The sequence below is a fragment of the Nocardia sp. XZ_19_369 genome (assembly GCF_015355715.1).
Classification (GTDB): domain Bacteria; phylum Actinomycetota; class Actinomycetes; order Mycobacteriales; family Mycobacteriaceae; genus Nocardia.
This window is the reverse complement of record NZ_JACVED010000009.1, coordinates 432,020-444,635: the sequence shown is the minus strand read 5'-3', so window position 1 is coordinate 444,635 and position 12,616 is coordinate 432,020. Positions and strand designations below refer to the sequence as shown.

Genomic DNA, 12,616 nt, shown 5'->3' with positions numbered 1-12,616 from the left:
GGGTGCGTCGATGAGCGCGTGCCGAGCATGCGGGGACACCGACCTGCGCCGAGTGCTCGATCTCGGCCGGATGCCTGCCGCCGACGACTTCCCGCTCGCCGACACCCTCGTCGGGCCTGGCGAGACCGGGTATCCGCTGGCCATGGACCTGTGTGTGGCCTGTGGGTTGGCGCAGCTCGCCGAGGACGACACCGATACCGCGGAGCCACGGGGCGTCGAACCGGAAGCGCTACGCGACCAGGCCGCCGCGGCCGTGGCACTGGTCAGGTCCGACGGCTGGTTACGCGGCGCGACGGTGCGGGAATTCGGCAGTCCGCACGGCGGAAGCTGGCTGCCCCGGCTGGCCGAGCACGGTTTCACCGTCGAGGCGGACGGTGCCGACGTCGTGCTCGACTGCTTCGGCATCATGCACGAGCCCGACCAGCGTGCCGCGTTCCTCTTGCGTGCCCGGGCGACAGCGCCGGACGGCGTACTGCTGCTGCAATTCCATTCGCTGCACGCGATTGTCCGGCAGCGGCAGTGGAACGCGTTGCGCCACGGGCACTTTGCCTACTATTCGTTGACAACACTGGTGCGGCTACTGCGCGGCGTCGGGATGAGTGTCGCGACCGCATGGGAGTTCGATCTGTACGGCGGCACCGTGCTGATCGCTGCCGTCCATGGCGTCCGGGAGCCGGATGCCGCGGTGCGGGCCATCCTGGCCGCCGAGGCGGGGCTCACCGACGCGGCAGTGGTCGGGGAGTTGCAGACGTCCGCCGAGCGGCACGCGAGTTCACTGCGTCGCCGACTCGAGCACGAAAGCGACAGTGGCCGTGTTGTTTACGCTTACGGCGCTGCCTCCAGGGCTGTCGCGTTGTTCGGCGCGGCAGGTATCCACCGCGGCCTGGTGCGCGCGGTTGCCGACGCGTCACCCGCCAAGCAGGGCAGGCGGATGCCGGGGACCGATGTTCCGATCATCGCACCGGCGCAGCTGGTCCGGTCCCGGCCCGACCGCGTGCTGCTGACCCTGCCGGATCTGTTGCCGGAGCTCGAGCTTCGGTTTCCCGAACTGTCGGGCCGCTGGATGTCCGCCGAGTACGCAGCACAGAACGAGGAAACCTACCGATGACCGACCTGTCTATTTGCGTGCCCGCCTACAACGCGGGCCGAACCCTGGCGACAACCATGCGGTCGATCCTCGATCAGGATATCGATCTCGAACTGGTGGTGCTCGACAACGCCAGCTCCGATGAGACACCGCACATCGCAAGGTCTTTCGGCGATCCACGGGTGCGGATCTTCCGCAATGACAGCGTGCTGCCCATCGGCGACAACTGGAACGCCACCATCTGGCGGTCGACCCGGCGGCTGGTGAAAGTGGTGTGTGCCGACGATGTGCTGCTTCCGGGATCGCTCGCGGCCCAGCTCGAAGTGATGGCCGACCCGGCGATCGCCATCAGCTCCGCCAAGTTTCAGGTGATCGATGCGGGCGGCGCGGTGGTCGAGTCGGGATTGGGGCTGCCCGGTTTGGTGGGCGCGCATCCCGCGTACGCCGTGCTCCGGACGATCGTGCGCAAAGGCCCCGCCGAATTCGGCCCGACCGCCGCGGCGATGTTCCGGCGGGCGCACTTCGACCGGGTAGGCGGTCTCCGCGGCGACTTGGTGTTCCCGATGGACGTGGATCTGTTCGCCCGCATCGCCTCGATCGGTCAGTTCTTCGGCATGGCGGGGGTCCTTGCCGCGTGGCGCAATTCGACCTTCAACCTGTGCAGCCAGACCTCGACGGTCAGCAAGCTGGTCGAGCTGTTCCGGTTCCACCACCGGATCGCCAGCGAGTATCCCCAGCACATCGGCTATCGCGACGTGCTGGCCGCCGATGGCCGCCTGCTGCGGACCGCCGCGCACCGCGCGAATGTGCGGGCTCGCGCGGTGACTGGTGATCTGATCGCCCTGGCACAGTCCGGCAGGGCGCGGACATGACGGCGCCGGTCGGCGTCCATATGACCGGTGCCGAATGGTTCGGGTCGGTGCCGGGCGGACTCAACCGATACTTCACGGATCTGTTCGGTGCGCTGCGGCAACATCCGGGCACGGTAGTCTCGGCAGCCGCCTTCGGCGACCCGCCGCCCGGTGGCCGGTCGTGGGGGACGACGGAGGGCTCCACGCTGCACCGCACGGGCAGATCCGTCCTGGTGTCCACCAGCATTGCCGGTAGTCCGCCGGAAAGCCTCGGATTACCCACGATCCTCGATCGGCACTTCTGCCTGTACGGGTCCCCGGCGGTCGGTCCGCGACACCGGCATCGGCTGGTCGTCCACTTCCACGGGCCGTGGGCCGCGGAGAGCCGGATGGCGGGCGCGACCGAATTCGTCGCGCGCGCAAAGTATCTCGTAGAACGGGCCCGCTATGCGGGCGCCGAACGATTCATAGTCCTTTCCGAGCATTTTCGCGACGTACTGGTGACGGACTACCGGGTGCCCGCCGAACGGATCGAGATCATCGCGCCCGGTGTCGATCTCGACCGATTCACGTCGACGCCGCGCCCGGAACCAGCAGAGGGGCCCGTCGTGCTGTGTATCCGGCGGCTGGAGCGCCGGATGGGCATCGATCGGCTCATCCAGGCTTGGCCCGCAGTGCTTTCCGCGCACCCCGGCGCCAAGCTCGTGATCATCGGGACGGGCACCGCCGAGGCGGAGCTGCGCGCGCAGGTGGCGTCGAGCAATCTGGGGCGGACCGTGGACTTCGCTGGCCGGGTCACCGACGAGCGGCTGGCGGCCTGGTACGAACAGGCGGACTGCACGGTGGTGCCGTCGGTGGCACTGGAGGGCTTCGGACTGATCGCACTCGAATCCCTGGCCAGCGGGCGCGCGCCGATCGTCACCGATTGCGGGGGTCTGCCCGATTCGGTCCGCGGGCTGGACCCGTCGTTGATCGTGGCGGCCGGTGACGTCGAGGCACTCGCGGCGCGGATCGTCGCGGCACTGGGCGGGGCGGTCCCCGCGCCGGATGACTGCCGGGCGCACGCGGAATCGTTCTCCTGGGCAGCGGCCGCCGCGCGACACCACGCGCTGTACACGGAGTTACGCGGATGATCCGGGCACTGTTCATTTCCCATACCGCAGCACCGTCGGGTGCGGAGCTCGCCACCATGCGTCTGCTGTCCGCACTGGACCGGGCAGCGGTAGAACCCGTGATGCTGTTCACCGAGAACGGCCCGATGATCCGCCGGATGCGGGCGCGCGGCCTCCGAACACTGTTGCTACCCAACCACTTCGACAGCCGGTCGATGACCATCCAAGGCGCAGGTTTGCGGCGGCTGCTCGTCGGCAGCTTCGGGCTGATCCGGTTGGGGTGCCGAGTCGGGACCAAGGCACGCCGGCTCGAGGTAGACGTCCTGGTTGCGGAGAGCTCCAAAGCCCTGCTGATCGGTGCGGTAGCCGCCAGGCGGGCGCGCGTCCCGCTGATCTGGTCCGTGCACGATCGGATCTCGGCGCAGTACTTCGGCCGAGTCCTGGCCGGGGTGCTTCGGCTGCTCGGGTGGGTCGTCAGTGACGGATATCTGGTCAACAGCCGTTCGACCGCGAGCTCGTTGATCACCTGGCGCAGGCCGGTGGCGGTGGTGTACCCGGGTATCGAGCCGGACCCGGAGCCGGTCGCCGCTCGATCGCCGCAACGGTCACCGTCCGACGTGGTCGTCGCCATGGTCGGCCGGGTGACTCCGTGGAAGGGGCAGGACGTCTTGCTGCGCGCTTTGGCGGAGGTGAAAGTCTCACCGCGCCAGGTATTCCTGGTCGGCGGCAGCTTCTTCGGCGAGGAGGCGTACCGGGCCGAACTGACGCAGCTGGCCGACGAATTGCCACTGGAGGTGACGTTCACCGGCCATGTCGAGGATCCGCAGGAACACCTGCGCCGGGCCGACATCCTGGTGCACTGCTCGGTGCTGGCCGAACCCTTCGGCCAGGTCGTCGTCGAGGGCATGCAGGCGGGGTGTGCGGTGATCGCCAGCCGGCCGGGTGGCCCCGCCGAGATCGTCGAATCCGGCGTGAGCGGGCTGCTGGTGGACGGCGGTGATACGGCGCAGCTCACCGCCGCGCTGGACACGCTCATCGCCGACCCCGCCCTGCGCACCAGACTTGCTGAGGCGGGCGTGCGGCGGGCTCGCGACTTCGATATCGCCGAATCCGCCCGGCTCGCAGCGACGTTCCTGACCTCCGTGGCGGAGGCGCACCGTGGCTGATACGACTGTCCGGCCTGCGGGGGGACCGCCTGCGCGTCGCTGGCGCGGCGGCCTCGTCGTGCTGCGCGATATCGGCTTCGTCAGCTTCGGCAAATACGGCCAGTATCTGATCACGGTGGTGACGCTGCCGATCATCGCCAGGGTGCTCGGTGTCGAAGGGCTAGGGCTGCTCGCGATCGGGATGTCGGCCTACTTCCTCGGCTCGCTGGCGGTAGATCTCGGTATCACGTCGTTCCTGGCGGCGCGAGTGCCCGAGATGCGCACGCAGCCAACGAGAATCGGCCAGCTGCGCGGCGACTACCTCGCGATCCGGCTGGCCGTGCTCGGCTGCTTCGGCGCGCTGCTCGCGGTCGGCCTGATCGCCGGCGCGCCCCCGCGGCTGCACATGGTGCTGCTCGGGCTGTTCGCCGGTGGTTTCTGGTCGGTCTCGGAGGACTGGCTGCTGATCGGGCAGGGCCGATTCGGGGCCTCGGCGATCTACCAGGGGGCCGGCCGGATCGTCTATCTCGTGTTGCTGGTGGTGTTGTTGCCGCGCTGGCCGAGCGCGTCGGTCGCGCTGCTGTGCCTGCTCGCCTCGGCCACCGTGCCCGTCGCCGCGACGTGGGCAGACGCGTGGCACCGGTTCGGCAGGCCGTCCCGCCCGCGTGCGGTGCGGGAGATCTTGCGGATGGGTGCGCCGGTCTTCGCGTCTCGGCTCCTGGTCACCGGTTACGGTCAGGGTGCGCCGGTGGTCTACGCGGCGGTGCTCGATGCGGCGTCGCTCGGCTTGTACTCCGCCGGTGACCGTTTGGTCCGGGCGATCCAATCGCTGCTCGACACAGTCGGTTTCGCGTTCCTGCCACGGATGGCGCGGCGCAGTGCGGACGATCAGTTCTGGCGCACCGCGCTGCAAGTGCTGGCGGCCAGCGTGTGTGCCGCCGGTCTTGCCGCCGCGGGGGTGTGGGTGCTGGCCCCGACGCTGGTCCAGCTGATCTTCGGAAGCGGATTCGCCGGAACGGTACCGCTGCTCCGAGTGGAGGCGCTGATCCTGCCCGCGATGACGGTGAGCTCGTTCATCACCACGGCCTTGCTGCCGGTACGGCAGGACACGCTCGGTGTGCTGGTCGGCGCGATCATCGGCACGTGCGTGGCGGCGTCGGCGCTGGCCGTCGCGTTCCGGAACAACTCGGTGTGGGCGCTGGCCTACGGCACCGTGCTCACCGAATTCACCGTGGCGCTGTGGTATCTCGTGCGGGTTCGGCAGTTGATCGTGCGGGAACGGCGGGACAACCCCGCGGGCCCAGTACTCGCGGTGTCGAAGGGGCGGGCGCGATGAAGATCCTGTACGTAGGCGACGACTGGCTCGGCAGCAATGCCCGCTCCCTGGCCGACGGATTCCGGCAGGCCGGGCACGAGGTGGTCGTGATCGATTCCACGCCCGTCACGCTGCCCGTGCGGCTCTCGCCGGGCTGGCTCTACTCGAAGGTCGCCGATCGTCGGGCGCCCTGGACCACGGCCGCCGTGCATGCCGAGATCGACAGCGCGGCTTCGGTATTCGAGCCTGACATGGTGTTCGGTTTCAAGACGGTCCACCTGGATCAGGAGCGTCTGCTGAATGTCCCGGCCGCCCTGCACGTCCACTACAGTCCCGACGACGTGTCGAACGCCGAGAACACCAGCGCGGACTATCTCGCCTACGAATCCGCGTGGGATCTGGTGGTCACCACGAAGCGCCACAACGTGTCCGAACTCCTCGCCAGGGGCTCGCGAGACGTGAAGTTCGTGCGCAGCGCCTACGATCCGGCCTGGCATCATCCCTGCGCCCGCCGCGGCACCCGGCATTTCCTCGCCGGTTTCATCGGCGCCCGCCGCCCCGACCGCACCGCGCTGATGATCGACCTCGCCCACGAGTACGGCCCCCGGTTCCTCGTGCGCGGGCCCGGCTGGCGGCGGGTACGGCAGCTACGCGCCAGCTCGGCCGAGGTGGGCGGCGCGGTGTACGGCCAGCGATTCGCCGCGTCCGTCGCATCGATCACCGCGAACCTGGTGCTGCTGAACTCCGACAATCGCGACACCCACACCTGCCGGACGTTCGAAGTGCCCGCTGCCGGTGGGCTTTTCGTCGGACCGCGCACCGAAGAGCACACCGAGCTGCTAGACGATCGGTCGGAGTGTTTCCTGTACTCCGATCGAGCCGAGCTGCGCGAGATCCTGGCCCGGTGTGCGAGCCGCCCTGACACCGCGGCGCAGGTCGCGGCGGCCGGGTATCGGCGGATCGCGCGAGGGCGGCACCGCTACGTCGACCGGGCGGAGGAGATCATCGATGCGCTTACCTGAACTCTCTGCGCAGCCATGCGATCTCGCTGCGGGAGGCGTCCGATGACGGCGGCGGTCAGCGAATTGCTGGCGATCGCCGGGGCATTGGTGACGATGGTCGCTGCTGCGATAGTCATTCCCGGCGTGGCCAGGGTCCTGCTCATCGCGCAGGCGCTGTACTGGGCGATGTCCTATCTCGCCAGACCTGTTGTGCTGCTGTGGGTACAGCCCGAGCCGCGCTTCGGTGACAACGTCGCCGACCCGCGCCTGGCCGCGCTCGGCTACGACCCCGGTATCGCCATGGTGCTGCGGCCCATCGTGTTCGGACTCTGGGTCTACGCGGGCTTCGTGGTCGCTCTAGCGCTATGGATGCGGCATCGGCGTCGTCGGAATCCCGCGATCACCGAGGATCCGAACTTCGTGCCGACCCTGTGCGTGCTGTACTGCCTCGGCGCGCTCGGTCGGCTGGCGATGGTCGCCACCGGCACCGCCGGAAAGGCCGGTGAGGTCGAAAGCACCAGCCCGGTACTGACGTTCGTGACGATGCTGGGAACGGTCGGCGCGATCGGACTGATCGTCTTCCTCCGGCTGGCCGGAACCAGAGCGACGACGGCCGCCATCGGCCTGCTGCTGGCCGGTGAGCTGCTCTGGACGGTGGCCGTCGAATCCAAGACGCCGATCATGGGCGCCGCGCTGGCGATCGGGGTTCGGTTCGCGCTGGGTGGCTGGACTCGGACGAAAGTCGTTGCCATCCTGCTGGTCTCGATCATGGGTGTCGGCGGCTTCGGGTGGCTGCAGTCGCTCAAGGCCTCGGGGGAGGTGAAGGTCGATGCCGCCGTCACCGACTCGGCTTACCCGTCCGGTGTCCGGCCGATGCTCAGTGTGCTGCGCCGGTTCGATCTGCTCGAGGCGGCGACCGATGTGTACTACACACCGCCGGGCTCGTGGTTGTCACCGGCGCAGGTGGCCGAGAACGCGGCCAAGAGCCTGATCCCCGTCCAGTTGCTCGGCGGTCCGAAGCTGCGCTCCGGGACGGCCTGGGCCGCCGACGTGCGGGGCGCTTCGGTGGATATGAGCCAGGTTTCGGTGTCGCTGGCCGAGGGCGGGATCAGCGAGGGCTACCTCATCGGTAGTTACCCCGGGATCGTGGCGGGGGTCGGGTTCACCTTCCTGCTCTTGGTGGCCTGGGCGCGCGCGATGTACTCGCGCCACATCGCACTGGTCGTGCTCGGCTTGGCGCTCATCGAGCTGCCGGTCATCTTCGAGCGCGGAATTCTCGGCAGCATGGAGATGCTCGGCAAGTATCTCCAGGCCGTGGTGTTGATGTGGTTCATCTATCTGCTGGTGGGGTGGTACCGCGGTCCGCGCGGGCAGGTACCGCCGCACCGATCGTCGGAACGGGCCGAATCTCTGGTCCCCGTGACACAAAGGACAGGGCAATGGGCTTGACCGAATATTGGCGAATCATCCGGCGGCGCTGGGCCGTCATCGTCGTCGCGGTGCTGGTGTGCCTGGCGGCTGCGGCGGGCTATTCGCAGACGATTCCCGTGACGTACAAGGCGTCGAGCAGCATGTATGTGTCGATGGCGACGGGGACGTCGGTGAACGACTCGTACCAGGGCGGTTTGGCCGCGCAGCAACGCGTTCGGTCGTATCTGGACCTGCTCACCAGTGCCAGCGTCGCGCAGCGCGTGATCGACGATCGCGGTCTGCGGATGAGCGCCGGCGAGCTGCGCGGCCGGATCGCGGCGAGCTCACCGCCGGCGACCGCGATACTCCAGGTCGCCGTCACCGGTGACACCGCCGTCGAGGCCCGCGATCTCGCCGACGCCGTGGTGGCCCAATTCCGGCGGCTGGTGGACGAATTGGAGACCACGCAACTCGGCGTCGCGCCGGCCGCTCGCGTCGCGGTGGTGGACCGGGCCGAACTGCCTGCCGCACCCGCCGGATCGGGGCGCACCCGCTTACTCGCGCTCGGACTGTTCGCGGGCCTTGCACTGGGCTGTGCGGCGGCATTAGTTCGGGATCGCACCGACCGCAGGTTGCGTACCTCCAACGATCTGGAGGCGGTCCTGGACGGGCCGGTGGGAACAGTACCGATTCTGGCGATCCTCGACGTAGGTCTGCCCGGAGAGGTGGGGGAGACGCGACGGCTGCGCGCCCGCCTGACCGCCGCCAGTGCCGACGAGAAGCCGAAAACCATTGTGCTGACAAGTCTCTCACCGAAGTCGGCGTCCGACGTCGCCGTGCGGCTGGCCCGCTCGCTCGCCGACGCGGGCGCGAGAGTGGTGCTCGTCGACGCCGACACCACCGGGTCGGGCAGTTCGAGCCAATTGCTCGCGCACACCGGGCACGGGCTCGCGGAGCTGCTGCGCGGCGATGCCGCTTTGGACGACGCGGTAGTGCTGTTGCCCGACAACGGTATTCAGATGCTGCCGCTGGGCTCGATCGGTGCAGAGACACCGGATGCGCTCACCACCAGCCGCTTCGACGTGGTCCTGGCCGACCTGCGCAGCGACTTCGACTATGTCGTGGTGGAGGTGGCACCGGTCACCGTGGCCGCGGACGTGCTGTCGATCGCACCGCGCGGCGACGTGACAGTCGGCGTCGTCGAACTCGGCACCAGCACCTCGACGCAGGTGCGCGGCGCCATGGCCACCTTCGGTTCCGCCGGAGCGTCGCTGGCGGGCGTCATCGCCGTGTCGAGACCGGACGACTCGCTGTTCCGGCTGATCGGGAGGTTGCGGAAGTGACAGGAGCACGCAGCGATCCACCGCGACATGGGCCCGATGAGGCCGTGAACCGTCGTCGGCTGCTGGCCGGATCGCTCGGTGTGGCGGCCGCGGTGCCGTTGGCCGCGTGCGCGTCCCGGTCCGACTCCGATCCCGAGTTCCGGTCGCCACAGGTCACCGACGCGGCCGCGGCCCGCAATATCCGTGACTTCGGTGCGGTGGGCGACGGGAAGGCCGACGACACCGCCGCGATCGCGAAGGCAGCGGCCGTCGGCGATCGGCCGTTGGTGCTGTATCTGCCCGCCGGGCAGTACCGGGTGACGTCCTGGCCCGAGTTGTCCGACTACGCCACGATTCTCGGCGACGGCGGCGACGTCACCATGATCAACTACGAGGGTGCGGGGACGCTGGTCGCATTGCGCAAACGGCAGCGCGTGCGCTTCGCCCGCCTCGGCTTCTACGTGTCCGACCCGGCCGCCACCGTCGTATCCCTGTCCAACTGTTTCCGGTGTTCCTTCGAATCGGTGGTGTTGCGCGGCAACCACCTCAGCGAGAACTTCCCGCGCTACGTCGAGCAGCGCGGCGTCGTGCTGGATGAGAACACCGGCGGCACCGCGTTCGTCAACTGCGACATCAATAATTTCGGCTACGGCCTGGTGACCTCGTGCATCCAGAACTATGTGACGTCTTCGAAATTCGCCAGCAACCGGATCGGCGTGCTCGGCACCGGCAAGGACCACAATGCCGGATTGGCGTTGAGCAATGTCGAATTCGTCTCCGACACCGATCCGCGCACCACCGACCGGCACCTGGTGGTCGACGGCGCCGCCAACGCGTGGTGGCTGACCAATGTCTGGTTCGAAGGGGCCGACACGGCATTGTCGATCGGCGCGAAGGAGCACGGCGGACCCGCTCAGTTCGGGATGGTCAACTGCAAGGTCGCCGCCCGGAATATCTGTCTGGATCTGGTGTATTGCCGCCAGCCGTATCTGGCGAACGTGCAGTTCGACCCGGATCTGGACAAGCCGCCGACCGAGCTGCGCATCGACCGCGACGGCTGTCCGGAAGGTACGGCGGTGAATCTGATCTCGAGTTCGGCGCGCGATCTCGATCCCGTGACCTTCCCCGACGGCTGGCATGTGATCGGACGGGACAGCCAGCTCGGCGCCCGGTTCACCGGGACCACCGTCGCACAGGCGGGTCGGCCCGACACCGACATCCTCCAGGTGCAGGCGGCCGACGGTGCCGTGTCGGCGGCGGTACTGTCCAGTGGCGCATGGCTTTCCGATCGCAGCGACGGCGGGATCGTGCTGAAGGATGCGGACGGCGGGTATTGGCGGCTGTCGGTGTCCACCGCCGGCGCGATCACCACCGCGGCGCTGGGCCGGAATCGACCGGCGAGGTGATGCGATGTCCGACACTGTCGTAGCCGAGCCGATCGAGGCCCGCCGTCCACGACGGGGGTATCGGCGAATTCTCATGGGTGTGAGCGCGCTGATCACCGTCCTGGTCGCGCTGGTGGCGCTGGGCTGGCCGGTATACGTACGGCCACAGGTGGATCCGCTGCGCCCCGCCGACGCCATCGTCGTGCTCGGCGGCACCCCCTACGAACGATTCGACGTCGGCCTGGATCTCGCGCGGCGCGGCTATGCGCGGCAACTGCTGATCTCGCGGTCGACCGGGGCGGACGACCACACCATGGACAAGTACTGCAACGGCCATTTCGACTTCCAGGTCAGCTGTTTCGTGCCGGACCCGTGGACGACCCAGGGGGAAGCACAGGAAATCGGTCGCAGGGCAAAGAAATTCGGCTGGCGGCACATCATCGTCGTGACGTTCACGCCACACGTGTCCAGGGCGCGGTACATCGTCGAGAAGTGCTTCAGCGGCGAGGTGACGATGGTCGCCAGCCCGAGTCCGTCGGGGCTCGCCTTCTGGGCGTGGATGTATGTGCGCCAGTCGGGTGGATACCTGAAGGCGTTCACCGAGCGCGGATGTTGAGCGAGAGGGACACGAGCATGGCGGGCAACGCACGTAATTTCGCTCGTAGCAATGCGATCCAGGCACGGTTGCACGACCTGGTACCGGGTGGCGCGCACACCTATGCCCGCGGCGCCGATCAGTATCCCGAGGACATGGCGCCGATCCTGCTGCGCGGGAGCGGCTGTCACGTCTGGGACTGCGACGGCAACGAATACCTCGAATACGGCATGGGTCTGCGGTCGGTAACGCTCGGGCACGGTTACCGGCCGGTGCTCGACGCGGTGACCGCCGCCATCGCCGACGGAGTGAACTTTTCCCGGCCGACCGAGCTGGAACTGCTTGCCGCCGAGGACTTCCTGTCCTTGGTGCCGGGCGCGGACATGGTGAAGTTCGCCAAGAACGGCTCCGATGCCACCACCGCGGCGGTCCGGCTGGCTCGCGCCGCCACCGGTCGCGTGGTGGTGGCTGTATGCGACCAGCCGTTCTTCTCCGTCGACGACTGGTTCATCGGCACCACCGAAATGAGCAGCGGCATCGACGATCCCGCCACGGTGAAGTTCCCGTACCACGATCTCAGCGCGCTCGCCGACGTGCTGGCCGCGGTCCCGGTCGCCTGCGTGATCATGGAGGCCGCCACCGCGCTGGCCGAACCCGAACCTGGTTATCTGCAAGGGGTTCGGGCACTGTGTGATCGGTACGGTGTGCTGCTGGTCTTCGACGAGATGATCACCGGCTTCCGCTGGTCCGCCGGTGGCGCGCAGCAGGTGTACGGGGTGCGCCCGGACCTGTCGTGCTGGGGCAAGGCGATGGGCAATGGGTTCCCGATCTCGGCACTGGCCGGTAAACGCGAGTTCATGGAACTGGGCGGACTGCGCACCGACCGGGATCGGGTGTTCCTGTTGTCGACCACGCACGGGCCCGAGACCGCCTCGCTGGCTGCGTTCCGTGCGGTGGTCCGCGCGTACGCGAGCACCGATCCGGTCGCACGGATGGAACGGGCCGGGCGGCGGCTGGCCGAGGCGGTGAATGCGATCGCCGCCGACCTCGGAATTGCCGACTATCTGCGGGTGGCCGGGCGGCCGTCGTGCCTGATCTATCTGACACTGAATTCGAAAGGTGCGCCCTCACAGGCATTTCGGACGCTGTTCCTGCAAGAGCTGCTGATGCGCGGGGTGCTCGGGCAGTCGTTCGTCACCTCGGCCGCGCACACCGACGACGACATCGACGTGACCGTCGAGGCGTGTCGGGAAGCTGCCGTCGTCTATCGACGTGCGCTCGAACAAGGCAGTGTCACCGGGTTTTTGCAGGGCCGTCCGGTCGCACCCGCGATCCGGCGGACCGCCGCACCACGGCAGATCGCCGCGGCACCGCGGCCCTGAAGGGAGTTCAC

The 12,616-nt window shown here is 68.3% G+C and carries 11 protein-coding genes; all 11 read left to right on the top strand.

What is annotated here, in order from left to right:
• The first annotated feature begins 10 nt into the window (after positions 1-10).
• Genes IBX18_RS32525 through IBX18_RS32475 form a run of 11 tightly spaced genes read left to right on the top strand, consistent with a single transcriptional unit; the run spans position 11 to position 12,605 of the window.
• The gene (locus IBX18_RS32525; protein ID WP_194837305.1) at positions 11-1,108 is read left to right on the top strand and encodes a class I SAM-dependent methyltransferase; all 1,098 of its coding nucleotides are present in this window, start codon (positions 11-13) and stop codon (positions 1,106-1,108) included.
• Entirely contained in the window at positions 1,105-1,959 is an 855-nt protein-coding gene (locus IBX18_RS32520) for a glycosyltransferase family 2 protein (protein ID WP_194837304.1), read from the top strand. The genes IBX18_RS32525 and IBX18_RS32520 overlap by 4 nt, the downstream gene beginning before the upstream one ends.
• 20 nt (positions 1,960-1,979) lie before the next feature.
• Positions 1,980-3,071 carry a glycosyltransferase family 4 protein gene (locus IBX18_RS32515; protein WP_194837389.1) on the top strand — a complete coding sequence of 364 codons (1,092 nt, stop codon included), beginning with the start codon at positions 1,980-1,982 and terminating at the stop codon, positions 3,069-3,071.
• A complete protein-coding gene (locus tag IBX18_RS32510) occupies positions 3,068-4,216 on the top strand; it encodes a glycosyltransferase family 4 protein (protein ID WP_194837303.1) in 1,149 nt (382 codons plus the stop codon). Before IBX18_RS32515 ends, IBX18_RS32510 begins: the two co-directional genes overlap by 4 nt.
• Positions 4,209-5,531, top strand: coding sequence for an oligosaccharide flippase family protein (locus tag IBX18_RS32505; protein ID WP_194837302.1), 1,323 nt, complete (start codon positions 4,209-4,211; stop codon positions 5,529-5,531). The genes IBX18_RS32510 and IBX18_RS32505 overlap by 8 nt, the downstream gene beginning before the upstream one ends.
• The gene (locus IBX18_RS32500) at positions 5,528-6,532 is read left to right on the top strand and encodes a glycosyltransferase (protein ID WP_194837301.1); all 1,005 of its coding nucleotides are present in this window, start codon (positions 5,528-5,530) and stop codon (positions 6,530-6,532) included. Before IBX18_RS32505 ends, IBX18_RS32500 begins: the two co-directional genes overlap by 4 nt.
• A 42-nt stretch (positions 6,533-6,574) precedes the next feature.
• Positions 6,575-7,960 (top strand): hypothetical protein, encoded by a 1,386-nt coding sequence (locus IBX18_RS32495; RefSeq protein ID WP_194837300.1) that lies wholly within the window; start codon positions 6,575-6,577, stop codon positions 7,958-7,960.
• Positions 7,951-9,264, top strand: coding sequence for a Wzz/FepE/Etk N-terminal domain-containing protein (locus tag IBX18_RS32490; RefSeq protein WP_194837299.1), 1,314 nt, complete (start codon positions 7,951-7,953; stop codon positions 9,262-9,264). Before IBX18_RS32495 ends, IBX18_RS32490 begins: the two co-directional genes overlap by 10 nt.
• Positions 9,265-9,308: 44 nt before the next feature.
• Positions 9,309-10,649 carry a glycosyl hydrolase family 28-related protein gene (locus IBX18_RS32485; protein WP_306796513.1) on the top strand — a complete coding sequence of 447 codons (1,341 nt, stop codon included), beginning with the start codon at positions 9,309-9,311 and terminating at the stop codon, positions 10,647-10,649.
• 4 nt (positions 10,650-10,653) lie between these two features.
• Complete coding sequence (locus IBX18_RS32480; protein WP_194837298.1) at positions 10,654-11,244, top strand: YdcF family protein; 591 nt, start codon at positions 10,654-10,656, stop codon at positions 11,242-11,244.
• A 17-nt stretch (positions 11,245-11,261) separates the two neighbouring features.
• Positions 11,262-12,605, top strand: a complete 1,344-nt coding sequence (locus IBX18_RS32475; protein WP_194837297.1) for a glutamate-1-semialdehyde 2,1-aminomutase — start codon at positions 11,262-11,264, stop codon at positions 12,603-12,605.
• Positions 12,606-12,616: the final 11 nt, after the last annotated feature.